Here is a 26,196-nt window from a genome sequence, read left to right on the forward strand (position 1 = left end):
CCTTCCGCATTAGGCCTATTCCATTATCGAATTTCGAATTGGGACTGCGCGATTTTGTTCGTTGGTTTTTGGAATTGGGATTTTGGATTTGAGATTGGGGGATTTTAAGCTAACTTCCAATCTAAAATCCAAAATCTAAAATCTAAAATCTCTTTAATGACCAAACTCAGATTGTAACGCTTCGTCGTTGTTATCAGCGATCGTTGCTACCACTGTAATCAGACGGGAAACCTCACTAGGGGATAAATCTGTTAAAGTGCGGGTTCCCATAACAACCACTTGGTTTTCAATGATGGCAAAATGAGATTCAAAGGTACTCGATGCATTCATTTCCAAGAGTTGTCGCATTAACTTTGGTTCATCCTTAGCAGGCAATTTTAGCACTGCCGACCAAACCGTTATGGTATCCTCATCTGTTGTACCAGTCAGCTGGACAAAGACTTCTACACTACCATAGTTAAACTTCCAACGATAACCTCCTTCTGAAGGATGACTTACCATTGCGCTGTCATCTTGTTCTAAAGTATCGATGACGTTTTCAACGATCTCTACATAGTTGATACTCGTTGTCTCAGCGATAAATTCGTTGATGAGTTCCGCATCTGACACGGATTCAGTTACGGACTTTTCTTGCTGTGATTGGTAGCTTGTCATACAGATTTTTGCCTCAGCAGCATCATTATTACATCTAGACATACTTTATAAAGGATAAAGGATGAAGGCTAAAGCATAAAAACTGCTGACTTTATACTTCATACTTTATACTTCACGCTTTATCCTTTATACTTCATACTTCATCCTTACTTAGGTGTGAGTTTATCTACCCTGTTTACCAAGCATCTCGATTTCGAGATGCTCTTCAGCTAAATCTTAATCTCACTCACTAGTATTTGGTAGCTTCTAACAATGGGGTAAATACTCAGTTTATAGGTATAATATAATAATTAAACAAACCGTTCTTTAACTCACTTGGCGTTCCTAAATAAGAACATTTGAACTATATTGCTCCAGTTTCCGTCATTCACTCTAAAGCGCACTATTCTTATCTAATAAAAACCCGATTAATATGTAACACGGGCAGCTACATAAAATTTGCTGACGATCCTAAGTCAGTAGATGAGATGTTAGCAGAAGTTATGAAGGATAGGGCAGCACACTCACTCAATGAACGTTTTGGAAAAAGCACTACTTGACACGGATATTTTTTCTGAACTTTTAAAGGGCGTTAATCAGAGAGTTGCGGCTAGAGCTTCAGCTTACCATTCTGCACTTGGTTGCTACACAATCTCTACCATCACTGTGTTGGAAATTGTCAAAGGTTGGCATAAGCTTCAACGTGAAGACAAGATTCAGCATTTATTTTCTGAAATTATTAACGTAGAAGTGTTAGCACTTGAACTAGGTGATGCTCAATTAGCAGGACGCATTTACGCTGATTTGGAACGCACTGGGCAACCGATAGGACTCGCTGATGCTATGATTGCTGCGATCGCAGTACAAAAGAATTTAATTTTAATTAGTGGTAATTTGTCCCATTCTCAGCGAATTCAAGGGCTGGGTTACAGCTTAAAGCTGGATAATTGGCGAATATAACAGTGCCTTTGCCAATTTCTGAAAAGCTCCACTCTTCTAGAGTGACAGCATTTTGGCAAAGGTATTGTATGAAGCACCATTTTGTTTGGCATGGCAGAATAAAGATAACTGAGAGCGGACTCTAGATATAACTAAAGAAGTTCGCCACTGTAAGATCGCCTTAACATGAGCTATTGCCTAAATCCTGTTTGTCCGAACCCCCAGCATACCAATGATGGCAAGTTTTGCTTAACTTGCGGTTCAAAACTACTCCTGAAAGAACGATACCGTGCTCTCAAACCAATAGGGCAAGGAGGTTTTGGTAGAACCTTCTTAGCTGTGGATGAGGATAAACCGTCTAAACCACGTTGTGTGATTAAGCAATTTTATCCCCAAGCCCAAGGTACGAGTACGGTGGAGAAAGCGGTTGAGTTGTTCACTCAAGAAGCAATGCGCCTTGATGAGTTGGGGAAACATCCACAAATTCCAGAACTGCTTGCTTATTTTACTCAAGACGATCGCCAGTATCTTGTACAAGAATTTATTGATGGGCTAAATTTGGCTGAGGAGTTGGCGCAAAGGGGCGCTTTCAATGAAGTGGAAATTCGCCACTTACTCAACGACTTACTGCCCGTATTGCAATTTTGTCATGAAAGACAAGTCATTCACAGAGATATTAAACCAGAAAATATAATTCGGCGAAGATCGACAGCCTCAGCCATTGGGAATGTTGTTCTGGTAGACTTTGGTGCTGCAAAAGCAGCAACTTATACTGCCTTAAACAGAACTGGTACCAGTATTGGTAGCCCGGAATATGTTGCACCCGAACAAATGAGAGGAAAAGCTGTTTTTGCCAGTGACATATTTAGTTTGAGTGTAACTTGTATTCATCTCTTGACTCAGTGTTCTCCCTTTGACATATACGATACTTATAATGCGACTTGGGTTTGGCAACAACATCTCAAAACTCCCGTAAGCAATGAGTTGAGACGCATTCTTGACAAAATGTTAGAACCTACTGTTGCCCAACGCTATCAAACAGTCAATGCCGTTCTCATTGATTTGAATCACCAACAGCAAATAGCGATACGGCTTCAGCCGTTAGGTGCTTCGCCTATCGCATCACCAACACCAATCACTCCTGTCAGTACAGCGACCAATACACAGAAATCTAATTCTGTCAATACTGGGAATGACCTTATTGATAAAGAATTACAAGAAGTAAAATCAAAGCTTTTGGGGGGTAGCAGTGGTGGGAACTCAAACAATGTAAGTAAAAATACTCAATTTCAGTCTGTACAAAAACCTCAGCCATCTGGCAAAAGTATCATTGATGAGGAATTGGAGGAATTAAAAGCTAAGTATAAAAATGAGAATGGTTAGTAGGGGCGCAATGCATTGCGCCCCTACATGGTTAGTGTTTCATTCCTAAAAAACAGTTTGGAATTTAGCTGTTCTTTTCGGTAATGGGAACCCACTCAGTGTGGAAAGTACCGGGTTTGTCCAGACGTTCGTAGGTGTGTGCTCCGAAGTAGTCGCGTTGTGCTTGAGTCAGGTTTTGCGGTAGGCGATCGCGACGGTAGCTATCAAAGTAATCCAAGGAAGCGCTGAACGCTGGGACTGGGATACCTAGTTTTGCTGCGGTTGCCAAAACATCCCGCCAAGCATTCTGCCTGTCAAGAATTGTCTGTTTAAATTCAGGCGCTAAGAGCAGGTTGGGTAAAGATGGATTTTCGCCAAAGGCATTCTTAATCTTATTCAAAAATCCAGCGCGAATAATACAGCCACCCTTCCAAATCCGTGCCAATTCACCCAGTTTTAGACCCCAATTATATGTTTGGGAAGCTTTGGATAGCAAAGCCATTCCTTGAGCGTAGGAACAGATTTTTGAGCAGTAGAGAGCATCCCGAACTTTGTTGATAAACTCTTTGCTATCACCCTGATATTTACCTGTTGGACCTGTGAGGATCTTAGATGCTGCAATACGTTCTTGCTTGTAGGAAGACATGATTCGACCATTGACTGCGGCGGTAATGGTCGGAATGGCAACACCCAATTCCAAAGCAGTTTGTACTGTCCAACGTCCGGTTCCCTTTTGACCTGCTGAGTCAACAATCAAATCTACCAATGGTAAATTTGTGTCTGGGTCAATATAGGGGAAGATATTAGCAGTAATTTCAATCAAGAAAGAATTTAGTTCGTCGGTGGTATTCCACTCACTAAAAACTTGATGTAGCTGATTGTGGTCTAGCCCTGCAGCGTTTTTCAGCAAATCGTAGGCTTCTGCAATCAGCTGCATATCACCGTACTCAATGCCGTTATGCACCATCTTCACGTAGTGACCGGAACCACCGGGACCTACGTAGGTTACGCAAGCACCATCATCGACTTGAGCAGCAATTTTCGTAAAAATTGGCTCCAAATACTGGTAAGAGCTTTGTGTCCCTCCTGGCATGAGTGAAGGACCATTAAGTGCGCCTTCTTCACCACCACTAACGCCCATCCCAATGAACCGAAAACCAGCAGGTTCCAATTCTTGAGTGCGCCGATCTGTATCTTCAAACCAAGAGTTGCCACCGTCGATAATGATGTCGCCTTCGTCTAGCAAAGGTCTTAGCTGGCCAATCACTGCGTCTACAGGCTTACCAGCTTGAACCATAATCAAAATTCGTCTGGGACGTTCCAAGGCAGTTACGAACTCTTCCAGAGAAAACGCGGCTTTGACGTTTCTTCCGTTAGCACGCTCCGCCATGAATCTATCGGTCTTGTCGCGCGAGCGGTTGTAAACTGCGATTGGAAAGCCGTTTCGCTCAACGTTTAGAGCGATGTTCTCTCCCATGACGGCTAGACCAATCACACCAAAGCTTTGCTGTGTCATAAGTTTTTTGGCTAACTCTTGCAGATTCTCTTTATCTTTAGGTTAGTCCGAGATTTTCGCTTCTCTCCTAAAGAAGACATTAAGACTTCACAAAGAGAGCCAAAATACACAAAGATACAAATAATAAATTTAATTGTATCGTCTCAACCATTCGACAAATTTTGCAAAGTGGGGATGGAGGTAGGGGTAGGGGTAGGAGGTAGGGTAGCGAATAGAAAGTATAATATCTTTCCTCCAATGCCCATTATCCAATCCAGTCTAACCCTATCCCCCCTATCCCTAATCCCTAGTCACAAGAAGGATAACCACAAGATCTGGCACACGTCCTAGCGTTGACAGTCGGTCTGGGTAGTATAGCGCTTTACTTAGCAGCTTTCTTCTTCCCAGAAATCCACCGTAAGAATGATTTTATATTGAGTGGTGTAGGGCTGTTCTACGCCTTGGTTTTATGGATATTTGCACCACGCATTACTGGAGGTCTTTTGCTGGGTCATGTGGCTAGTGTCGCTCTTTTGGGGTGGTTTGGCTGGCAAACACTCTCATTGCGCCGTCAACTGACGCCTACGGCTCAACAAACCCAAATACCAAGTGCTGATGAGGTCAAAACAAACCTTCAAAGCTCAGTTTCTCAGCTGTCACTGCAAGAACGACTCGCCCCGTTGCAACAGTGGTTCAGCCGCACCTTCTCTCGTCCAAAAGATAAGGTTCAACACACTGGGGTAACAAAGACCTCCGAAACTTCAAAAGCCGCAGTATCTCCTACAGCAGCACCAACGGTTGAAATTGTTGACCAACGCAGCGCGACGCAAGAGCACCCTACCACTGACACTGAAACCGCAACTCCAACATCAGGACAACCAGCAGAAGCAGTCGCACCTGTTGATTCGGAAGCAAAAACAAAGCTAGCCACAGAACCAATTCCACCAAATCCTCCGTCTTGGCAATTGGTAGAAGCAGCTCAAGAGAGTTCAGAGGATAAAACACCGCCTCTTCCTGTAGTAGAAGTCGCTCCCGATGCTGAACTTGCTCCTCCAGCTGAAGCACCTCCCGAACAACTTCCATCAAATCCTCCAACTCAAGGTTCTTAAGTAGCAAATGTTGCTAGCTAGAGGCGATCGCATTCCTAAAAATGGCGATCGCCCCTAATTTTGTTCAGATTTTCGTAATGGAATTTTAGATCCTATTGGATTTAAACAATACTCTACTGTTAAATCTTCCCATTTCACTGCATCCACTTTATATCTCTTGTGGTCACTTTCACTTGTTGCAATTATTGTATGTTTTCCAGTTTCTAAGCTTAAAACTATTGAATGTGCTGCTAAGATAACGTCAATATCAGTATTTTTTATCTAGACTTATCAGGACGAAGGCGGATCATCTTCCTCCTGCCGTTATGAGAACACTAACATTTACGCTACGGTGTAGCCACTGACTTGAATCAACCGATAACCCTGAGCAACTAGCTGGTTGAAGGTGGCTTGATATTGTTGCGAGGTCAAACCATGTCGTGCCTGCCATGCTGAACCAGTTGACTGTTCCCAGATGGCGGCGTACCTATCTTGTCCGCCCACGCTGTAGCCACTGACTTGAATCAACCGATAACCCTGAGCAACTAGCTGATCGAAGGTGGCTTGATATTGTTGCGAGGTCAAACCATGTCGTGCCTGCCATGCTGAACCAGTTGACTGTTCCCAGATGGCGGCGTACCTATCTTGTCCGCCCACGCTGTAGCCACTGACTTGAATCAACCGATAACCCTGAGCAACTAGCTGATCGAAGGTGGCTTGATATTGTTGCGAGGTCAAACCATGTCGTGCCTGCCATGCTGAACCAGTTGACTGTTCCCAGATGGCGGCGTACCTATCTTGTCCGCCCACGCTGTAGCCACTGACTTGAATCAACCGATAACCCTGAGCAACTAGCTGATCGAAGGTGGCTTGATATTGTTGCGAGGTCAAACCATGTCGTGCCTGCCATGCTGAACCAGTTGACTGTTCCCAGATGGCGGCGTACCTATCTTGTCCGCCCACGCTGTAGCCACTGACTTGAATCAACCGATAACCCTGAGCAACTAGCTGATCGAAGGTGGCTTGATATTGTTGCGAGGTCAAACCATGTCGTGCCTGCCATGCTGAACCAGTTGACTGTTCCCAGATGGCGGCGTACCTGTCCTCCTCCTCGGTTTGGGCAAGAGTCTTACTGGCAAAATTTCCGACTGTAGCTATTGCTGTACCTGCGACCATTAGCTGACAGAACTGCCGACGTGCTAACCTCTTGTGCATATCTACAACTCCAAAATTCTGATTGACTGACAAATTCCTGGTGAACACCTTAACCTAAGTTCGGGATAAAAAGGAGAACTACCCTTGTGAAGCAGGGTGAGTTAATTGACGATGAACTATAAGTCAAAAGTCAAGTTCAAAAATTGAGCCAAAAAATGATTAGATAAGACTATTCATGTTGATTTTCCTAAAATAGATAGTTTATAATAATCGTTGAATATTAGTAATATAGTCGGTTTATGAATTTTTAGTTAAAAATAAATAATTTGAAACATTTATTGTTAAATTAAAAAAACATTCTTTTTGCTCATCATACTGAGGCTGACAACATTTCATCATGGCGGAGATGTTTAAGTCCTATAGGGCAATGGCATCAGCTTTTTTGACTATCTTTTTAGCTAGTTACCACTGATAAGCGTGGCGTTTGGTAACTATACGATGTTGAAAAAGTCAGTAAACCAAAAAGTTTTTCCCAAAGGCGATCGCCAAGAACAAGCTACGTGTATTAAGTGATTTGCGATACTTATTTTATTAGAAATACTTATCATAGTAGAAGGATGTGAAAATTTGCCCATAGAAACACAAGCAATTCATCATAATACCTATCTTTAAGGAAATGAGCATTGCTGAGCTAAAACAATACCTTTCAGCTCATAGAGATGACGATGAAGCGTTTAGCGAAGCTTTAGGAGAATTAATCACTCGTAATCGTGGTGCAGTTCGCTATCCCGCAAATTTGTCTTTGGAAGATGTGGGAAGAATTGTTCGAGAAAAGTTGAAGTAGACTACTCCTTTCCTGCTAGAAGAATACCTAATTTAATGAACCGCACCAGGCGCAGAGGACACAGAGGAAAGAGGAGAAGAAGCTCGGTAATCTTATGGCGAAAAGGGAGTAAGAGCTTTAAACTCACGCAGGTGGGTTTTGCCTGTATAGCCGTGAATTCTATTCACCTGGTCGATAAGAAATATCGGCTCTCAGTAGATGACCTGAGAAAATCTCGTTGATAATGGTGAGAATAACGTTCTATTTACTCAATTTAGCACTGTGACAGAACCTGGAAGCTACAAAGACACTGTAAATTTACCCAAGACTAACTTCGATATGCGGGCAAACGCTATCAAGCGTGAACCTGAAATTCAAAAGTTTTGGGAAGAAAATAAGATTTATGAACGCCTGTCTGAAGAAAATCCAGGCGACTTATTTATACTCCATGATGGACCACCTTATGCTAACGGTTCCCTGCATATCGGTCACGCTTTAAATAAAATTCTTAAAGACATTATTAATCGCTACCAACTGCTGCGTGGTCGTAAAGCTCGTTACGTACCGGGTTGGGACTGTCACGGCTTGCCTATTGAACTGAAAGTCTTGCAGAATATGAAGCAAGCAGAACGGCAAAACTTGACTTCTCTGCAATTGCGTCATAAAGCAAAAGAATTTGCCCTGTCTACAGTCGATGAACAACGGGACAGTTTCAAACGATACGGTGTTTGGGGTGATTGGGAACATCCCTATCTCACGCTCAAGCCAGAATATGAAGCGGCTCAAGTTGGTGTTTTCGGTCAGATGGTACTTAAGGGCTACATCTATCGGGGATTAAAACCAGTACACTGGAGTCCTAGTTCCAAAACTGCTTTGGCAGAAGCTGAGTTAGAATATCCCGAAGGTCACACTTCGCGCAGTATCTACGCTGCTTTCAAAATGACAAGTTTGTCAGAAGCTGTGAAACCAATTTTAGGTGAGTTTTTACCTGAGTTGGCTGTCGCTATCTGGACAACCACACCTTGGACAATTCCAGGTAACTTAGCTGTAGCACTCAATCCAGAACTCAATTACGCAGTGGTGGAAATATCACGCAAAGACGCCAAGACGCAAAGTGAGCTTAGCGACTTAGCGCCTTTGCGTGAGGAAAATTTCAAATATCTCATTGTTGCAACAGATTTGGTGGAACGTCTCTCTACAGTTCTGGAAGCGCAACTCACTGTAAAAGCAACAGTTACAGGAAAAGATTTAGAACATTCTACCTACCGTCATCCTCTCTTCGATCGCGAAAGTCCAATCGTCATCGGTGGAGATTATGTCACCACTGACTCCGGTACTGGATTGGTACATACCGCCCCCGGTCACGGTCAAGAAGACTACATGGTAGGTCAACGGTATGGTTTACCTATCCTCGCACCAGTAGATGATAACGGTAATTTTACCAAGGAAGCGGGAGAGTTTGCAGGGTTAAATGTTCTTGGTGATGGCAATCAGGCAATTATTGATGCGCTGACTGCGACTGGTTCCTTACTGAAAGAAGAAGCTTATGTCCACAAGTATCCCTATGATTGGCGAACAAAGAAACCTACTATTTTCCGGGCGACGGAACAGTGGTTTGCTTCGGTGGAAGGATTTAGGGATGAAGCGCTAAAAGCGATCGCCTCTGTAAAATGGATTCCAGCCCAAGGAGAAAATCGCATCACCCCCATGGTAGCGGAACGTTCTGATTGGTGTATCTCCCGTCAGCGCAGTTGGGGTGTACCGATCCCCGTATTCTACGATGAAGAAACGGGAGAACCTTTGCTCAATGAAGAAACCATTTCTCACGTCCAAGCAATCTTTGCCGAAAAAGGATCTGATGCTTGGTGGGAACTACCAGTAGAGGAGTTGTTACCAGAACAATATCGCAGCAACGGTCGGTCTTACCGGAAAGGAACTGACACTATGGATGTGTGGTTCGACTCCGGTTCTTCTTGGGCGGCTGTGGCGGAACAGCGATCGCAACTGAGCTATCCTGTTGATATGTACCTCGAAGGTTCTGACCAACATCGCGGTTGGTTTCAATCGAGTTTGCTCACAAGTGTAGCAGTTAATAATTGCGCTCCTTATAAAACTGTATTAACCCACGGTTTTGTTTTGGACGAACAAGGTCGTAAAATGAGTAAATCTCTTGGTAATGTAGTAGATCCAGCGACCGTTATCTTGGGAGGCAAAGACCAGAAGAAAGAACCAGGTTATGGTGCTGATGTTGTGCGATTGTGGGTTTCTTCTGTAGATTACTCTGCCGATGTGCGCTTGGGTAATAATATTATCAAGCAACTAGCAGATATTCGTAACAAGATTCGCAATACAGCACGGTTTTTGCTGGGCAATTTGCACGATTTTGACCCAGAAAAAGATGCAGTACCATTGGAAGAATTGCCTTCTCTCGATCGCTATATGCTGCACCGGATGACAGAAGTTTTTCAGGAAGTGACGGAAGCGTTTGACAGTTTCCAGTTTTTCCGCTTTTTCCAAACCGTGCAAAATTTTTGCGTAGTGGATTTGTCTAACTTCTACTTGGATGTCGCAAAAGACAGGCTGTATATCAGTGCGCCCAATGCATTCCGCCGCCGCAGCTGTCAGACAGTACTGAGAATTGCTTTGGAAAATTTAGCACGTGCGATCGCCCCCGTGCTGTGTCATATGGCAGAGGATATCTGGCAGTACCTCCCCTATAAAACACCTTACAGATCGGTATTTGAAGCTGGTTGGGTGGAATTAGAGGAAGGATGGAAAAATCCAGAATTAGCAGCATTATGGCAACAATTGCGACAACTCCGCAATGATGTTAATAAGGTGTTGGAAGAAGCTAGGGTAGCCAAAACGATTGGTTCTTCCTTAGAAGCCAAGGTATTGCTACACATAGTGGATGAGCAGTTGCTACTTGCTGTAAAAGCACTCAACGCTCACCAAAATGGAATAGATGAGTTACGTTACCTGTTTCTCACTTCTCAGGTGGATTTACTCGATTCGCCAGAAACAGCTCAAAGCTTGAAGTACAACCTACAGTCAGATACATGGGTTCTAGGTGTAACTGATGCAGATGGACACAAGTGCGATCGATGTTGGAACTACTCCACTCGTGTAGGGGAATTTACCGAACATCCTCTCATTTGCGAACGTTGTGTTTCCGCTTTAGCAGGGGAATTTTAAATTTACCCCCCTTAATCCCCCCTTGTTAAGGGGGGAAACTAGATTTCTTATTCCCTCCCCTTTACAAGGGGAGGGTTAGGGTGGGGTAAAAAACATCTTTCCGATGCTTACACTGCAAAATTTGTACTCTTTGATTTTCATCATCAACTTCATAGCGAACTCTATAATCACCAATCCGGATACGATACTCCTGAACAGAAACGCATAAACGGTAGCCGTCGTTTGCTCATCGCAAAAACTCCCCTACATTCTAGAGTTAGGAGAATGCAGGGGTAGGAAATTTAAGTTGTAGCAAATTGTAAGTTACCTTGTTGCTGGTTTTCCACCTTAGCTTTTTCCAGCTTCTGCAACAACTCTTGTGTGAGTTGAATAAACGCTTTTGAACCTGATGATTGAGGAGTGTGTAAGACAGCTGGCATAAAAGTATCAACAGCCTTAGCAACATTCACATCAGTTGGTATTTGTGTCTGACAAACTTTTGCTTCACCAAAATCTTGATGAACGCGTTGTATAACTTGTTTATAGTATCTACCACTGAGAAAATTAGCGTTAGACATTGTAAAGACAATTCCCAGCATTTGTATACCTAGATTTACTTCCTGTTCGTGACTTTCTTTTAGCTGGGCAATGCGCCGTTCTAACAATTGAATTCCCACTACAGATAAGGGTTCTGGTTTAGCAGGAAGTATGTAGAAGTTACTGGTAGCTAAAGCACTGCGAGTCAAAAGATTATATCCAGGAGCACAATCTAAGAGAATAAAATCATATTCTTGAAGACTAGGTTCTAAAACTTTCCCTAATAAGACTCTTTCAAAACGATTCCAAATATTTTCAAAGTCGTTTTCACCTAAGTTAACTGTTTGCTGATGCAACATTTCCGAGACAGCAAATTCATCATACAGATCGATATCTCCTGGCAATAAGTCCAATCCTGGTAGATTGCAAACCTGACGCTGAATAATATCTTGAATTGTTAATTTTGTTCTTTGTGATGGATTGATGATTTGGTCAAGCAAATACCTGAGTGTTCGTTTTTGCTTTCGGAGCTTGGCAAAGTCTATAGGCGACATTAGACTGAGTGTAGCGCTGATTTGGCTATCCAAATCCAGAACAAGCACTCGCTTACCATGGTGTTTGGTTAAGCAAGTCGCCATATTGACTGTAAGGGTGGTTTTGCCAACGCCGCCCTTCATATTTGCAGTAGCAATGACATATCCCATTTGTTTTTTCCTCTAATAGCTCATCAGCCCTATTTGTACCCGCGTCGTCTTTTGCCTTTCTATAAATCGCGCATTCTTTGCGATTTTACAGTAGTGTCAACATTTCATCATTTTTAATACAAAATTTTAATTTTTTTCACTATGGCTCTACAACCCATTTTCCAAATAAAGTAGTCAGCATTATAGCAGCCTCAGGTATGTTATTGCGCGATCGCCTAACAAACCTCATTGATTCTTTGTCATTGCTTGAGATTTCAGCTACAGTTACATTCCTTAATCTAGCTGTTATTATTCCCGTTTATCCATCTTATGAGACGTGAGTCCTCACCCGTTCTGTATAAGTGGCGGGCTGCGAGCAGCATACCACAAGAAATCTTAGGATATTGTTTGATTTGGAAGCTATCTAGCGCTCTGTCTCATCAATTTTAATGAGTAAGTTTGCTCAGATACCCAACTTTTTAAAGAGGAGAACAAAGAACTTTTAACCCCTGTTCCCCGTTAAGAGTTCCCCGTTCTCTTTTTTTCGTAACTTTACTTTTAGTTACAACATTTATTATGTATCCAAGGAAAATGTAAAAAATCGATCGCACACCCAAAATTGAAGAATAACAATTTAGGATGGAAAGTATAACTTTTAAAGTGGAGGTCACAGAGAATAATCATATTGAGCGTTGGAAATAAAAAACTATTGACAAGTGACAAATGACAAATGACAAATGACAAAGATTCTACTGATAAGGGTGCGATATTAATTGTCGATGACACACCCACTAATTTAGAAATACTGTTTGATTTGCTATCCAACTCCGGGTTTACGGTTTTAATTGCTGAAGATGGCGAGAGTGCGATCGAAAGAGCGGAGTATGCTCCACCGGATCTCATTCTCTTAGACATTCTCATGCCAGGAATGGATGGCTTTGAAACTTGCCGTCGTATAAAAGCCAATTCCTTAACAAAAGATATTCCTATAATTTTTATGACGGCACTGTCTGAAGCAATAGATAAGGTGAAAGGTTTGAGGCTTGGTGCAGTGGACTACATCACTAAACCTCTCATCCATGAGGAGGTTTTAGCCCGGATCGAACTCCACTTAAGACTTCGGAATTTAACAAAGACACTTCAGCAGCAAAATTTGCGTTTGGAAGAGGAAATTGCCGAGCGCAAACAAGCAGAACAGAAAATTCACGAACAAGCGGCTTTATTGGATATTACCACAGACGCAATTCTTGTTCGAGGTTTAAATAATGAAATTCATTATTGGAACAAAGGTGCAGAACAGTTGTATGGCTGGACAGCAGTAGAAGCAATAAGTAAAAATGCTAATGAGCTTTTGTATCAAGTAGAAAGTTTATCTCAAGTGCAAGCAATTCAAAAAAAGCTAGCTGAAAGTGGAACGTGGGAAGGTGAATTGACTCAGGTTCATAAACATGGTAAGCGCATTGTTGTTGCTAGCCGTTGGACGCTGATACGCCATAAAGATGGGCAACCCAAGTCAATTCTTGTAGTTAACACTGACATTACAGAGAAAAAACAACTAGAAAGCCAATTGTTACGCGCTCAAAGACTGGAAAGCATTGGAACACTTGCAGGTGGTATTGCCCACGACCTGAATAATATATTTACTCCCATCTTGGCTTCAGCACAACTACTACAGATTAAACTCCCGAATATTGATGAACGGAACCTGCAAGTTCTACAAATTATCGAAAATAACACCAAACGAGGTGCTGCTTTGGTTAAACAAGTGCTGCAATTTGCACGCGGAGTTGAAGGCAAGCGTACAATTGTGCAAATTAACTCTTTGTTTGTGGAAATCGAGCAGATCGTTCGAGAAACGTTTCCCAAATCTATTGAATTTTCTACAACTGTAAAACCAGACCTCTGGGCTGTTTTTGGGGATGCTACACACCTGCATCAAGTTTTGATGAACTTAATTGTAAACGCTCGTGATGCTATGCCCGACGGAGGTGTTCTGAGTCTTTACGCCGAAAATCAATTTATTGACGAACATTACGCTCGTTTTAATTTGGAAGCAAGTATTGGTCCTTACGTTGCGATCGCAGTGACTGATACAGGAATTGGGATGTCATCAGAAATTGCAGACAGAATATTTGAGCCTTTCTTTACCACAAAAGAGTTTGGCAAAGGAACAGGGCTGGGTCTTTCAACAGTCAGGGGTATCATTAAAAGTCATGGTGGTTTTGTCACTGTAGATAGCAAGGTCGGAGAAGGAACTGATTTTAAAATATTCTTGCCTGCAGTAGCAGTGACTGCAACCCCATTTGTAGAGGAAGTCGAATTACCGAAAGGAAATGGAGAATTGATTCTTGTTGTCGATGACGAAGTTAATATTCTAGAGACCACCAAAATCTCACTAGAAACTTATAATTACAAAGTGTTAACAGCTAGCAATGGAATTGATGCGATCGCAATTTATGCCCAACAGAAACATGAAATCAACTTGGTGTTAGTGGACATGATGATGCCATTGATGGATGGTGCAGTCACTATTCGCGCAATACAAAAACTGAATTCAAATGCTTTGATTGTTGCAGTCAGTGGTTTATCGGGTGATAAATTAGCAGGGATTACTGGAGTGAAAGCATTTATTTCTAAGCCTTACATGGCTGAAGAATTATTGCAAACTCTACACAACGTTCTTTGCCATAAATCGAGACACTCGATTTCATCCCAAAACTCTTATGATAGATCGCCGTAACTTTCTTATTGGACTAGCTGCAAGTTCTTCCGTATTAGCTTCTCCGTTAAAGTTGGGGAGAGCAGCTAGTCAACCACTGTTAAAACCCAAACGCTTGCAACCCGGATCTATTGTAGGAATAGTTAGCCCTGCCGGTGCTACATTTGTTCGAGAACAACTTAATATTGTTATAGATGCCGTTAAAGCTTTAGGATTAGTTCCCAAACTCGCACCTCATGTTTTAGAAAGATATGGTTATTTAGCAGGTAAAGACAAAGATCGTGCTGCTGATATCAATCAATTTTTTAACGATCCTTCTGTAGCCGCTATTTTACCAATTCGCGGTGGGTGGGGATGCAGCCGAATGTTGCCTTATCTAGATTACGATCGCATTCGCAAAAATCCCAAAATTGTCGTTGGTTTCAGCGATATCACATCATTAATTCTAGGCTTGAATGCGAAAACTAATCTTGTAACATTTCACGGTCCCAACGGGCTAAGTTCTTGGAGAACAACTCAAACCGAATGTTTTCGTCGTGTTTTATTTAATGGTGAAACGGTCACTTTTAAAAATGAAAAAGATGGCGGTGATTCTGACCGTTTGATGCAGGTTAAATACCGAGTTCAAACTATTTCTTCCGGTAAAGCAAAAGGCAAACTTATTGGAGGCAATCTTTCTGTTCTATCAGCAATTGTCGGCTCACCTTATTTACCAAATTTTAATGGTGCTATTTTATTTTTAGAGGATTTGAACGAGAATGTATACCGTATAGATCGGATGATGACTCAGTTAAAAATAGCAGGTTTATTGGATAAACTCTCTGGTTTCGTTTTTGGGCAATGTTCCGATTGTTTGCCTGATGCCGACTATGGCTCTTTAACCTTTGAAGAGGTTTTATGGGATCATATCAAACCTCTGGGCATTCCTGCATGGTCTGGTGCTGCGATCGGACATATTGAAAATGTGCTGACATTACCTCTTGGTTTAGACGTAGAAATAGATGCTGATACTGGGACAATTCGGATGTTAGAAGCTGCTGTTCAGTGACCAGTGACCAGTAGGTAGGGAAGACAGCCCACCAGGATGGAATGGTAAGCTGTCTTCCCTACCTACATTAGTTCTAAACCATCACTTGATATGTGAGAGCAGAATTTGAAAGTGCAAACTGTTTAAGTTGGTCCTTTATTCTTGTTGGGAAGGAATTAAAAGCACTACCCCGCCACCCTGCTGTATCTTGATATTCTAGGTATCCACAATACATATCTCTTTTGTGAATATGCCATCCCCAGTTAGCTGGAATCACTTCATATCCACTTAAAGTTTGTGTCAAGTATAGTGTTAAGTCCTCAAGGTTCTGTTGAGTTTTCATAGCTGTTGACATTATTTATGAATATTTACTTCTTAAACACAGAGTGCAGTTGCGTTACACAGACATTTGGTCTGCATCAAATCCCCAGTCTTGCTTTAGCAAAGTTTTGTACATATTTTCCTTGAGCATCATGTGCTCGTGCAGCTCGATCAGAAAGTCCTGTGCTTGTTCGCGAGACATCTGCCGTACAGAGTCTTCAAAGATTCTCAGGTTAAATTGTTGCTCCAGAGATAATTCCATGGACTGATTCATCTTGAACCTACCTTGTCAATGATTTTTTTACAAATCTCAATATTTATATCTTGATAATAGTCTCTCTTAACATCACAATGACCTGTCTAGAGGTTTAAACTGGAGGCCATCTTAAGGATGATTATCGTGTGAAAAATTTGTCTGTGGGAATACATGAATTAATAACGGGCAGCATACCGCTAGCAACAAGCTGTGAATGTGAAGCAAAGAATCTTAGTTAACGCAACTTCCAACTTCAACTAAGACACGGTTTTATCAATGGAATTTGTAGATGAGTGCGTATTTCCTGTGGTATCAAGCGGTAAAGTAGCTGACGGCTCTATAATTCCTTGTTGTTGTAAAATCTCTTCATATTTCTCTCGACTTAGTGGGCAATCCACTAAATCCAAAAACTGAGATTTTGTTAGGTGGCACTGTTTTGCCATCTGACTCAATAAATGATCGGGAAGGTCTTTAATCTTCTTGGTATGGCTTGTCTTAGTCTTAGTGGCAGTCTTTTTACCGTCTTTGGTAAAGTAAACGAAGTAGTGATGGTCGTTTTGAGTTTCCTGAAACCCTTTAGATAGCAATGCGGATTCTACTTTAGCCTTTTGTCGCGGCACTCGATACCTCTTCTAACTTTTCTAGTAGTGATTCTCGTAATTGTCGCGCATCTAACTCCAATTCATCCGAATCGGCACTTGCATACTCGTCCCACATCATAAATATTTGGTCATTAATCTCGTGGATGAGTTCATCGCGAGTGTACGCGAATACGTGAAGACCGATCTGAGGTTCTTCCACAACCAAGAGTTGCTTGCTTTCTTCATCCATTTCGGGCGTCAACACAAGATGCATTTTTAGCCGCAGTTTTCTATCTTCCCTAGAAATTTCTCTAATATTGATCGGAGATAAATCGAGAAATTCTATTCTGGTTACATCAGTTAATTTAATGGGATGTCCCTCGTCGTTCAACGTAAATTGCCCTGTAACCTGGATCATCTGCCGACGATTTTCAATCATAGAATCTTCTAATTCTTCGCGGTAGATACACTCAATTTCCTGATGAGTGGGAGGATACCGCAGAACCACAAGGTGTTTATCAAAATCTATCCGAATTAGCTCACCAGTCAATGTCATAACAGCATCTTCTGGTATGTCTTGAGTTAGCCAGGTATTAATAGCATCAATTGATTTGTGCGTGAGTGTTAATTCTTTAGCACTACCATCTCTAGAGAAAGCCAACTGCCATGTTTCATCAGCTTTAGGTAAAAACCTCCTAGTTTCACGCAAAGCGCGATTTCTGAGTTTTGAATCTGGAATAATGTCTTGAATATAATTGAAATTGAAATCGCTGAGGCATGATAAGAAACTTTCTAAATTCCTCATGACATCCAAGCTGCTTGGATCCGAAGGCAGCATAACTGGCACGGCATAGCTTCCTGGTTGAGGAATGCTTGCACGTAAGCTATAAAGTTGCTGCATTTCTGCTGGCACTCTAAAGCGCTGTCCTACACTGCGTTTTTCCCGTGCAGTGGCAAGTAGATAAACGATTTGCTGCATTCCGTCTAACACGCGCACCAAAATGTTGACGGGAATCTCATTCTCTATTTCTTGCCCGCTCATGCGAATTAAGACCTTGGCTTCTTCCGACATTTTCCCCGCGCTCAGACATATTTCTCTTGATTGTAGCCTTTGGGATATCATTTCTCAACAAAATGGGCATTGCCCACCTTGTTGATTCATTCCTCAAGTTTCAACAACGAGCTAATTATATCCGTGTTTCGCACCCGATAGCTTTGCTCGCCCAAATTTCCCATTGCTGCTTATGCCATATCAGTACTCAAGGGAGCCTTCAAAGAACACTGTCGCCTAGAATAAAAGTAGACTTTCCATTTTAGGAAAACTAACTTCACCACTGACGGTTAAACTCCTATCAAAACTATTAGTTGAGTGAGCGTTATCCACTTCAGTAGTACTTAATTCCTTGAGTGATTTCTTAATAACTTTTTTTTATCATTTTGAAAAAAAAGAATATTTGCATTGATTTTATGCAAGACATAAGATGAAGACCATGCGCTGCTAAGGTACCTGGCGGAAAAAAACACTGTCTTGATTGAATCATAGCGAGTAATAACCGTGAATTGGCTAATTAGTACACTAATTGTTGGGGTTTCTGCTGCTTTTGCAACTACCTTTGATGACAATTTATATCTGACGGCTTTCTTTGGAAAAGTCAATTACGCTTTTCGCCCGAAGCATATCATTCTCGGCGAGTTTGTTGGATTCACTGCATTAGTGATGGCTAGTCTACCCGGTTTCTTTGGCGGTTTAATCCTTCCTGCAAGCTGGATTGGGTTACTGGGTTTCCTTCCAATCGCTATTGGTATCAGTCATCTATTGAGTCGAGAAAATGGGGACGAGGCAGTAGAATCTATAGCAGTTAATTTGTCATCTTCTCCTGCTCGATCGAAGCACCACAAGAAATCACTCTTAGCAACTCTACGCGATCCTCAAACCTATAGAGTGTCTGCAGTTACTATTGCAAATGGAGGCAACAACATTGGAATTTACGTACCTTTGTTTGCTAGTAGCAATCTGCCAAGTTTAGGAGTCATTTTATGTATTTGCTACCTTACTGTTGGGGTATGGTGCTGTCTCTCATATTTCCTGACTCGCAATCCTCTTATGGCACCGCTTTTAGCTCGTTATGGTCGCAAAGTCTTTCCCTTTGTCTTAATTTGGTTGGGACTCTCTATCCTGATAAAGAGCGAAACATATCAACTCATACCTAATCTGGCTATGTTTCACCACTAAGTATGTATGCGATCGCGCTCCATGTGATATTTTCTAATTTTTGACTGAGGCGTCATTGCACCAAGATGGATAAGTTGTGCATCATTGCCCAAGCAGTATCAAACGTTGTTCTTAAGTTTCGCTATTGTCCAAGCTCTTTCATATTATTCATGACTTCTTGATACAACTGCTGATTGTTTTGTTTTTCAAAAATTTTTGCTGCTCGCTGCAAGTCAGCTATAGCACCCTCTTTATCTCCTAATGCAGCGCGAGCATTACCCCGATTATTGTATGCTGCAGCAAAGTTGGGAGCGAGGCGAATGGCTTCGTCGTAGTCTGCAATTGCTCCTTCTCTATCTCCTAAAACAGTGCGGGCGTTCCCTCGGTTATTGTATGCAATAGCGTATTTGGGATTGAGGCGAATCGCTTCACTGTAATCATCTACTGCTGCGTTTCTATCTCCTCTTGCTGCTCTAGCATTTCCTCGGTTATTGTATGCTTCAGCATAATTGGGATTAATACGAATAGCTTGATTGTAGTCAGCGATCGCCTGTTGTGTTGCTCCTTCTGCCAGATAAACATTACCCCTATTGTTATAAACTTGAGCATCATTGGAATTTATTTGCAATGCTTGGTTGGAATCCGCGATCGCTTGCTGTCTGTTTCCTAACTTAAAGTAAGCCAGCCCTCGCTTATTGTAAGCTTCCCCATAATCAGGATTAAGACCGATTGCTTTGTTATACGCAGCGATCGCGCCTTGAAAGTCTCCTTTTGTTTGCCTGTACTCACCCTGAGTATAAAAGTCCCTAGCACTAGATGGTTTAGCCACTGAACGCAAGACTGGACGAGATTGAATATCTGTTACAAATACATCTTTGGTATTATTACAAGCAACAATTACCACAGACACAAATACAGCTAGCAACAGATTTTTCATTCTTCATCCTTTCTACTTTAAATTGGGCATCGGGCATCGGAAATTGGGCATTGTTAAAACCATTCATTGCCCATTGCCTATTGCCCATTTATTCTTCATCCTTCCCTTCATCAGTTTCCTGATTTTTAGATGCCAGTCGCCAATAAGTTTTTGTCTCAACCTCTACTGACAATTGTTCTAAATTTTCTCCTAAATCTTTTTGTAATTTTTGAGTCAATGTGATAGGAAAATCAAAATTAACATCTTGATTTTGCACCAACTGTACCAGTTCCATAAACGCCACTTTTACAGTTTTGCGTTCGGAAGAAGACAGCTTAAAAAATGGAGTTTCCGATACATTTTGCAATTGCATAGCTTTTTTGATGCGCTCTTGCAAATGCTCGTACTCTGAATTGAGCAGTTTCCAGTCTTCCTCAATCTGCAAGTATCTTGCATTTAGGGCTGCTATATTTTCCGCAGCAGGTTCTGGATTGATTTCTTGATTTAATTCTATCAAATTTAAATAGACTTGAGCAAGATAAATACAGTCTAAGTAAGCATACTCTAATTGGTCTTCAGTTAAAGGACGCCGCCCCCAATCACTTTTCTGTTCTTGTTTGTCTATCTCCTGAAAATTACAAAGTTCTTCAGCTAACGTTTTCAGTTGATAGTTAGGAACTGGTAAAGCATAATAAGGAATTTGTTTCGCTAATTCTAAAGTACAAGTAATATTTTTTGCTTTTTTTCCACCTAAAAGTTTTAAATCGTAGCTAGCATTATGAAAAACTTTTTCAATTTTGGAATTAACCATGATTTTGTCAATAAACTCAGAAACAGTGTGAGGCTGGTTGAGAACATCCAAAAGAAAAACGCGATCGCCACTTAAATCTGTTGGCTCGTCTAAGACTTGAATCAGCGATAACCTGGGATTGCGAGTGTTGTACTCAGCAACTTCCGTATCAATCCATAAAGTGCTGGCTTTTGTACATTCCGCAATCAATGAACGAATCATACTTTCTGAAGTCAGGTAAGGCATTTGTGAGCTTTCCTCAATAAGGACAACAGTCAATTCAGTTATAACTTTCCAAGGTAGCAGTTTTCAGCCCAGTGTAAGAAAATAGAGAACTTCAGAAATCAGGTATGTTGCAGATATCGAGAAACTCGATATCACCAATGATTGAAGAGTATTTATTTCCTTGGCTGGATGTTTTCAGTATCAGACTCAAGTCATTTTATGTAAGTACTCATGTGTTTTAAATCTACTTCTAATTAACTATGCGCTACTTTGTCTTAGCCACAGACTATGATGGTACGCTTGCTACTGACGGTCGCGTGAGCGATGAAACTATAGAAGCCTTAAAACGCTTGCGCCTTTCTGGTAGAAAACTCATATTAGTTACAGGTCGCGAACTCGAAGATTTGCAGCGTGCATTTCCAGAATTGGATTTATTTGATTGTGTGGTGGCAGAAAATGGCGCTTTGTTGTACTCTCCTGCGTCACGACAGGAGAAAGCATTAGGCTCAAAACCCCCCGAAGAGTTTATTAAAGCATTACGCGATCGCAAGGTTGACCCTTTGTCAGTTGGTCGAGTTATTGTTGCCACTTGGCATCCCAACGAAACAACAGTACTGCAAACAATTCGCGAGTTAGGGTTGGAATTGCAAGTCATTTTTAACAAAGGTGCAGTTATGATACTGCCTTCCGGTATCAACAAAGCAGCAGGGCTGACTGCTGCTTTGGATGAAATGAAGTTATCACCACATAATGTTGTAGGTGTGGGTGATGCTGAAAATGACCATGCTTTCTTAGAACTGTGCGAGTGTTCTGTTGCTGTTGCAAACGCTTTGCCAATGGTAAAAGAACGAGTCGATTTTGTCACTCAAAACAGTCGCGGTGCTGGTGTCGTCGAGCTGATCGAACAATTGCTGGATTCAGATTTGGCTGAAGTAGATACCCAAAGAGAAAAACACAATATTTTACTAGGTACCAGAGAAGATGGTTCTGTCGTCAATATGAGGGCTTACGGTTCAAGTCTTTTACTGGCTGGAACTTCTGGTGGTGGTAAATCAACTTTGGCAACGGCTATATTAGAGCGTATTGCAGAGCAAAATTATCAATTCTGTATTATCGACCCTGAGGGCGATTACGAAAACTTTGAAGGTGCAGTTATTTTGGGTGATGCCAACAGAGCACCAAGGATACAAGAAATTTTAGATCTACTAGAGCAACCGCATCAGAATATCATTATTAATTTACTGGGTATTGCTCTGGCAGATCGTCCCGCATTTTTTGCCGAACTTTTACCCCAATTACAGGAATTAAGAGCACGTACAGGTCGTCCTCATTGGATAGTGGTAGATGAAGCCCATCATCTCATGCCTGCTTCTTGGAATCCTGCATCCCTAACACTACCCCAAGAGCTTGATTGCATGATGTTTATTACCGTTCATCCCGACCAAGTTGCCCCCGCAGCATTGTCTTTGGTAGATGCCATAATTACTGTAGGGTTGTCACCAGAGAAAAATATTGAACAATTCTGTTCGATTGTGAATCATTGTCCCCCACAACTTGCTCCTCAAGAACTCGAACCAGGAGAAGCGATCGCATGGTTCCGTGAATCAGAAACCGAACCATTCCGCTTCCGCATCACTCCCGGACATACAGAACGTCGGCGTCATGTACGTAAATATGCTCAAGGACAACTGGGAGAAGATAAAAGCTTTTACTTTGTAGGACCCTTGGGCAAACTCAATCTCCGCGCTCAAAACTTAATTTTGTTCACCCAAATTGCTGAAGGAGTTGACGACGAAACCTGGCTGTACCACCTCAAACAGGGAGATTATTCCCGTTGGTTCCAAGAAGCAATTAAGGATGACTCTTTAGCAGAGGAAGCTCAAAAGATAGAGAAAACGGCTAATGGTTCAGCCAGTGAAAGCCGTGCTGCTATTAAAGCTGCAATTGAACAGCGTTATACCCTACCTGCGTAACTCAATACAACCTACCACTGCCGCGATCGTCCGTATTATCCTTACGGACTTCGCGATTATCATAAATCTTCACATTATCCTCCTATTGCTTGCATACTGTCTGCCAGCTCCACAACTTAACGAAGATGACTGTAGAAAACATCTAGCATGAGAGTTATGCACAAAGACTGAAATGCTTATAAATTTCCGGATAGTGCCAAATCAGTCAATTGCATGATTTTTTCAAAGTAGAAGTTGTAAGCTAAATCAGTTAAAGCGGATGCTAATAGAACGTATTCAGTAGGAATCTGCTCTATCAATTTAAAAATCAACTCATCACTACATTGAGCTGCCGCAAGATTTAACTCTCTTAACCAATCAGGGGACATCTGAGATAAATCAAGAAACAAATCCTCTGATACTTGATTATTTATGTCCTCTACAGCGCTATTGTCTTCTTTATAAAGGTATTGCAGCCCCAAATATTGCCGTAATTGTTCTAGTAGGAATTCTTCTCGAAATGGCTTTTTAATAAAATCATTACAGCCCGCCTGAATCATAGATGTTTTTTGTTCCTCGAAGGCACTAGCCGTGAGGGCAATGATAAGGGTTGGGGATTTTGGATTTTGGATTTTGGATTTTGGATTTGGGATTGGCGATTGAGAATTAGCATTTGTGAGTGCTTTTTCCCTTGCCTTAATCTGTCTTGTTGCTTCATAGCCATCCATACCGGGCATTCGCATATCCATTAAAACTACATGTGGATGCCAAGATTCCCACTCCAAAATAGCTTGTGTCCCATTATTTGCTTCACGGACACTAAATCCGATAGCTGACAGTAATTTCACTAATAATAAACGACTGTCGATCGCATCATCTACTACTAAGATACGGTACTCCGGTTGATTGGGTGCTAAACCAATGACTCGGTTTGGTACTGGGCTAGTCATATTTTCGCTTTGACTAGTTAACTCAATAGGAATGTGAAAAGCAAACGTACTACCCTTTCCTAAAGCACTGCTCACGCTAATCTTGCCACCCATAAGATGTACGTATTTACGGCAAATAGCTAACCCCAGCCCCGTTCCTTGTTGTGATTCTCTGCCAGTTTCCGTTTGCCCAAATGCTTCAAACAGCAAATCTATTTCATGAGGTGCAATCCCAGCTCCCGTGTCTTGAACCTCAAAGAGTAGGGCATTGGGCATTGAGAATTGGGCATTGGTGTTTTCCCAATTCTCCATGCCCATTTCCCCATACCCCATTTTTACACGCAATGTTACACGACCACTGTGAGTAAACTTGATAGCATTGCCTAAGAGATTGAGCAAAACTTGACGCAGCTTACTAGCATCGGTTTTTACGTTTTGGGGAAGATTTGCATCTAACTCAAATACGAGTTCTAAACCTTTTGAAACTGCACGTAAATGCAGCATTTGTTGCAAGTTATCTAATAGGTGATGTAAGTCAAAAGAGTTAATGTTGAGCGTTGTCCTACCTGCTTCAATTTTGGACATTTCTAGAATATCATTGATTAAATTGAGTAGGTGTTCTCCCGCACGATTAATAATCTCTAGATTTTGCTGATTTTCTTGAGATAAGTTGCGATCGCGACTCATCAATTGGGTAAAGCCAAGAATAGCATTGAGTGGAGTCCGCAACTCGTGGCTCATGTTGGCTAGAAATTCACTTTTGGCATGATTGGCTGCATCAGCAACAATAACAGCTTGTTGCAATGCTGTTGACTGTTGTTGAGTTTTTGCCAGTAACTCTGCTTGCTGTAGTGCTACTCCCAACTGATTCCCTATTTGCACAACAATATTAATTTCTCCTGTTTTCCAATTGCGAGGACTGGAATTTTGATAACTCGCAAGAAGTCCCCAAAGTTGTTCGCCACAAAATATGGGAACAGTAATATAAGCTTTGGCTTGAAAGCGTTCTAACAGATTCACGTAACAAGAGTCAAAATTAGCTTTGTAAATATCAGTAACACACAAGAAACTTGTACCACGGCTGTATACACCACCTTGAGTTTCTTGCATATAAGTATCTAAGACTTGGTTATCTTGACTGTTAAATAGTTGAACAATACAATATTCGTTTTCTAAAGTATTTTTAGTAATGTCGGGGTTATTTTTATGTGCTTCAATAATAGATGTCCAGCTTTTGCCTACAGACTCCGCGATAAATTCTCCACTCCAATCTGGATTAAAACGATACACAACAACGCGATCGCAATTCAGCACTTGACGCAATTCTTGTGTTGTGGCAGCAAAAATTTTTTTCATATCTAATGATTGCCGCATACTTTGAATCACTTGGGATATGGCTCGCTCCCTTTCTGCACTTTCCCTTAATTCAATTGCTACAGACTCGCGAGATTTAATTTCATTTTGTAGTTGAACATTTTTCTCTTTTAGCTGTTTTTGCCATCTTTGAGTGTTCATTTGATTTTCTATACGCAATAAAATCTCTTCTTCAGTAGTTGGTTGCGTAATATATTCAAAGATTCCCAATCTCAAATATTTTAATTTTTCTTGAATATTATTGACGATAGTAATCAAAATAATTGGAATATTTTGAGTTTTTTCATCTGATTTTAACTGTTGGCAGATTGTATAACTTTCTGTTTCTGGAACTGTAATATTTAAGACAATCAGTTCTGGTAGTTCAAGAAGAGCATCCTTAAGTGCTTCTTCTTGTAGAAAGCTGATTCTTTGAACTCTGTAACCTTTATGGATAAGGATGTTAAATAGCTCGTGCAGCTGTTCCGCTCGATCTTCAAAAACTAAAATTTTTGTATCCCGAACATCCTTTTCCATAAAATTAAGTTTTTCCTTTCTTAAGGTTATAAAAAAAATCTGGTTAGAATCGCCACCAAGTCTTCTGCACGTAACTTAGAATACCCATAGCCACTGCGCCCAGAAGCAACAGCCAAATGATTCCTCCCGGAAGAAAAGTAATCACTCCAAAACCTCTCAGAACCCAGACAGCGATCGCAACACCAAGAAAAATGCCAAGAGATTGGTTTAACCTGCGATTTAATTTAGACGAATTCATGAACAGTCCTCCAAAATTAGAAGCTTGCTTTTGTTGTAACTTAGCTTTTTTTATTTTATCTTGACAAGATTTTACAAATCCTGAAAGACTGATAAAGTATATAGTATCAGCGCTCAGGGCTTAATTCTCTTTTATTATTTTTGGCTAGAAGATTTCAGTATTTACACTGAATGCAATCAGTGAAGACTCGTGAACAATTTAAAAATACATTTGAAAAGTTTTGGGCGAAGATAATTTGCCCTTTGGGTATT

The 26,196-nt window shown here is 41.3% G+C and carries 21 protein-coding genes and 1 pseudogene; 9 read left to right on the forward strand and 13 right to left on the reverse strand.

Features of this window, described 5'->3' with window-relative positions:
• Positions 1-153: 153 nt before the first annotated feature.
• The gene (locus F7734_RS22500; RefSeq protein WP_155746797.1) at positions 154-654 is read right to left on the reverse strand and encodes a YbjN domain-containing protein; all 501 of its coding nucleotides are present in this window, start codon (positions 652-654) and stop codon (positions 154-156) included.
• A 510-nt stretch (positions 655-1,164) separates the two neighbouring features.
• On the opposite strand from F7734_RS22500, the gene F7734_RS22505 reads away from it, so the two are divergent.
• Together F7734_RS22505 and F7734_RS22510 are read left to right on the forward strand one after the other, a co-directional pair.
• The gene (locus F7734_RS22505; protein ID WP_243147024.1) at positions 1,165-1,593 is read left to right on the forward strand and encodes a type II toxin-antitoxin system VapC family toxin; all 429 of its coding nucleotides are present in this window, start codon (positions 1,165-1,167) and stop codon (positions 1,591-1,593) included.
• 165 nt (positions 1,594-1,758) lie between these two features.
• Positions 1,759-2,955 carry a protein kinase gene (locus F7734_RS22510; RefSeq protein WP_155746748.1) on the forward strand — a complete coding sequence of 399 codons (1,197 nt, stop codon included), beginning with the start codon at positions 1,759-1,761 and terminating at the stop codon, positions 2,953-2,955.
• 64 nt (positions 2,956-3,019) lie between these two features.
• Here the strand turns inward: F7734_RS22510 and gndA are convergent, their stop codons facing one another.
• Entirely contained in the window at positions 3,020-4,450 is a 1,431-nt protein-coding gene (gndA, locus tag F7734_RS22515) for an NADP-dependent phosphogluconate dehydrogenase (protein ID WP_155746749.1), read from the reverse strand.
• Between the two features lie 332 nt (positions 4,451-4,782).
• Between gndA and F7734_RS22520 the strand changes: the two genes are divergently transcribed.
• The gene (locus tag F7734_RS22520) at positions 4,783-5,538 is read left to right on the forward strand and encodes a Ycf66 family protein (protein WP_243147025.1); all 756 of its coding nucleotides are present in this window, start codon (positions 4,783-4,785) and stop codon (positions 5,536-5,538) included.
• 321 nt (positions 5,539-5,859) lie between these two features.
• On the opposite strand, the gene F7734_RS22525 is transcribed toward F7734_RS22520, so the two are convergent.
• Positions 5,860-6,732 (reverse strand): hypothetical protein, encoded by an 873-nt coding sequence (locus F7734_RS22525; protein ID WP_166482073.1) that lies wholly within the window; start codon positions 6,730-6,732, stop codon positions 5,860-5,862.
• A gap of 616 nt (positions 6,733-7,348) precedes the next feature.
• On the opposite strand from F7734_RS22525, the gene F7734_RS60825 reads away from it, so the two are divergent.
• A complete protein-coding gene (locus F7734_RS60825; RefSeq protein WP_207714176.1) occupies positions 7,349-7,516 on the forward strand; it encodes a hypothetical protein in 168 nt (55 codons plus the stop codon).
• Positions 7,517-7,777: 261 nt separating this feature from the next.
• Positions 7,778-10,690 carry an isoleucine--tRNA ligase gene (ileS, locus tag F7734_RS22530; protein ID WP_166482074.1) on the forward strand — a complete coding sequence of 971 codons (2,913 nt, stop codon included), beginning with the start codon at positions 7,778-7,780 and terminating at the stop codon, positions 10,688-10,690.
• Between the two features lie 61 nt (positions 10,691-10,751).
• Here ileS and F7734_RS22535 read toward each other — a convergent pair.
• Both F7734_RS22535 and F7734_RS22540 read right to left on the reverse strand, forming a co-directional pair.
• A pseudogene (locus F7734_RS22535) lies at positions 10,752-10,874 on the reverse strand (type II toxin-antitoxin system RelE/ParE family toxin); the annotation flags it as partial.
• 97 nt (positions 10,875-10,971) lie between these two features.
• Positions 10,972-11,910 (reverse strand): ParA family protein, encoded by a 939-nt coding sequence (locus tag F7734_RS22540; RefSeq protein ID WP_155746751.1) that lies wholly within the window; start codon positions 11,908-11,910, stop codon positions 10,972-10,974.
• A gap of 709 nt (positions 11,911-12,619) precedes the next feature.
• Between F7734_RS22540 and F7734_RS22545 the strand changes: the two genes are divergently transcribed.
• Entirely contained in the window at positions 12,620-14,629 is a 2,010-nt protein-coding gene (locus F7734_RS22545) for a response regulator (RefSeq protein WP_155746752.1), read from the forward strand.
• Positions 14,613-15,656: an LD-carboxypeptidase gene (locus F7734_RS22550; RefSeq protein WP_155746753.1), complete on the forward strand. Its 1,044-nt coding sequence runs from the start codon at positions 14,613-14,615 to the stop codon at positions 15,654-15,656. The genes F7734_RS22545 and F7734_RS22550 overlap by 17 nt, the downstream gene beginning before the upstream one ends.
• A gap of 73 nt (positions 15,657-15,729) precedes the next feature.
• Here the strand turns inward: F7734_RS22550 and F7734_RS22555 are convergent, their stop codons facing one another.
• From F7734_RS22555 to F7734_RS22570, 4 genes are all read right to left on the reverse strand, one after another.
• On the reverse strand, positions 15,730-15,978 hold the full coding sequence (locus F7734_RS22555; protein ID WP_155746754.1) for a hypothetical protein: 249 nt from the start codon (positions 15,976-15,978) through the stop codon (positions 15,730-15,732).
• Between the two features lie 54 nt (positions 15,979-16,032).
• Entirely contained in the window at positions 16,033-16,230 is a 198-nt protein-coding gene (locus tag F7734_RS22560; protein WP_155746755.1) for an NblA/ycf18 family protein, read from the reverse strand.
• 239 nt (positions 16,231-16,469) lie between these two features.
• Positions 16,470-16,832: a hypothetical protein gene (locus F7734_RS22565; protein WP_207714177.1), complete on the reverse strand. Its 363-nt coding sequence runs from the start codon at positions 16,830-16,832 to the stop codon at positions 16,470-16,472.
• Positions 16,813-17,865 (reverse strand): hypothetical protein, encoded by a 1,053-nt coding sequence (locus F7734_RS22570; protein ID WP_155746756.1) that lies wholly within the window; start codon positions 17,863-17,865, stop codon positions 16,813-16,815. Before F7734_RS22570 ends, F7734_RS22565 begins: the two co-directional genes overlap by 20 nt.
• Before the next feature lie 483 nt (positions 17,866-18,348).
• Between F7734_RS22570 and F7734_RS22575 the strand changes: the two genes are divergently transcribed.
• On the forward strand, positions 18,349-19,026 hold the full coding sequence (locus F7734_RS22575) for a cadmium resistance transporter (protein WP_166482075.1): 678 nt from the start codon (positions 18,349-18,351) through the stop codon (positions 19,024-19,026).
• A gap of 121 nt (positions 19,027-19,147) precedes the next feature.
• Here F7734_RS22575 and F7734_RS22580 read toward each other — a convergent pair whose 3' ends face one another.
• Positions 19,148-19,942 (reverse strand): tetratricopeptide repeat protein, encoded by a 795-nt coding sequence (locus tag F7734_RS22580; protein WP_155746757.1) that lies wholly within the window; start codon positions 19,940-19,942, stop codon positions 19,148-19,150.
• Between the two features lie 88 nt (positions 19,943-20,030).
• Positions 20,031-20,957: a ribonuclease D gene (locus tag F7734_RS22585; RefSeq protein WP_155746758.1), complete on the reverse strand. Its 927-nt coding sequence runs from the start codon at positions 20,955-20,957 to the stop codon at positions 20,031-20,033.
• Between the two features lie 239 nt (positions 20,958-21,196).
• Between F7734_RS22585 and F7734_RS22590 the strand changes: the two genes are divergently transcribed.
• The gene (locus F7734_RS22590; RefSeq protein ID WP_155746759.1) at positions 21,197-22,909 is read left to right on the forward strand and encodes an HAD-IIB family hydrolase; all 1,713 of its coding nucleotides are present in this window, start codon (positions 21,197-21,199) and stop codon (positions 22,907-22,909) included.
• Positions 22,910-23,085: 176 nt separating this feature from the next.
• Here F7734_RS22590 and F7734_RS22595 read toward each other — a convergent pair whose 3' ends face one another.
• Entirely contained in the window at positions 23,086-25,707 is a 2,622-nt protein-coding gene (locus F7734_RS22595) for a response regulator (protein WP_155746760.1), read from the reverse strand.
• Positions 25,708-25,750: 43 nt separating this feature from the next.
• Positions 25,751-25,945 (reverse strand): hypothetical protein, encoded by a 195-nt coding sequence (locus F7734_RS22600; protein ID WP_207714178.1) that lies wholly within the window; start codon positions 25,943-25,945, stop codon positions 25,751-25,753.
• Between the last annotated feature and the right edge of the window lie 251 nt (positions 25,946-26,196).

This window comes from Scytonema sp. UIC 10036 (assembly GCF_009725235.1).

Coding starts and splice junctions, on each gene's coding strand:
- F7734_RS22600 (WP_207714178.1), bottom strand. CDS start 25,945: ATGAATTCGTCTAAATTAAATCGCAGGTTAAACCAATCTCTTGGCATT.
- F7734_RS22595 (WP_155746760.1), bottom strand. CDS start 25,707: ATGGAAAAGGATGTTCGGGATACAAAAATTTTAGTTTTTGAAGATCGA.
- F7734_RS22560 (WP_155746755.1), bottom strand. CDS start 16,230: ATGAATCAGTCCATGGAATTATCTCTGGAGCAACAATTTAACCTGAGA.
- F7734_RS22500 (WP_155746797.1), bottom strand. CDS start 654: ATGACAAGCTACCAATCACAGCAAGAAAAGTCCGTAACTGAATCCGTG.
- F7734_RS22540 (WP_155746751.1), bottom strand. CDS start 11,910: ATGGGATATGTCATTGCTACTGCAAATATGAAGGGCGGCGTTGGCAAA.
- F7734_RS22545 (WP_155746752.1), top strand. CDS start 12,620: ATGACAAATGACAAAGATTCTACTGATAAGGGTGCGATATTAATTGTC.
- F7734_RS22555 (WP_155746754.1), bottom strand. CDS start 15,978: ATGAAAACTCAACAGAACCTTGAGGACTTAACACTATACTTGACACAA.
- F7734_RS22525 (WP_166482073.1), bottom strand. CDS start 6,732: ATGCACAAGAGGTTAGCACGTCGGCAGTTCTGTCAGCTAATGGTCGCA.
- F7734_RS22510 (WP_155746748.1), top strand. CDS start 1,759: ATGAGCTATTGCCTAAATCCTGTTTGTCCGAACCCCCAGCATACCAAT.
- gndA (WP_155746749.1), bottom strand. CDS start 4,450: ATGACACAGCAAAGCTTTGGTGTGATTGGTCTAGCCGTCATGGGAGAG.
- F7734_RS22570 (WP_155746756.1), bottom strand. CDS start 17,865: ATGTCGGAAGAAGCCAAGGTCTTAATTCGCATGAGCGGGCAAGAAATA.
- F7734_RS22585 (WP_155746758.1), bottom strand. CDS start 20,957: ATGCCTTACCTGACTTCAGAAAGTATGATTCGTTCATTGATTGCGGAA.
- F7734_RS22590 (WP_155746759.1), top strand. CDS start 21,197: ATGCGCTACTTTGTCTTAGCCACAGACTATGATGGTACGCTTGCTACT.
- F7734_RS22580 (WP_155746757.1), bottom strand. CDS start 19,942: ATGAAAAATCTGTTGCTAGCTGTATTTGTGTCTGTGGTAATTGTTGCT.
- F7734_RS60825 (WP_207714176.1), top strand. CDS start 7,349: ATGAGCATTGCTGAGCTAAAACAATACCTTTCAGCTCATAGAGATGAC.
- F7734_RS22550 (WP_155746753.1), top strand. CDS start 14,613: ATGATAGATCGCCGTAACTTTCTTATTGGACTAGCTGCAAGTTCTTCC.
- F7734_RS22505 (WP_243147024.1), top strand. CDS start 1,165: ATGAACGTTTTGGAAAAAGCACTACTTGACACGGATATTTTTTCTGAA.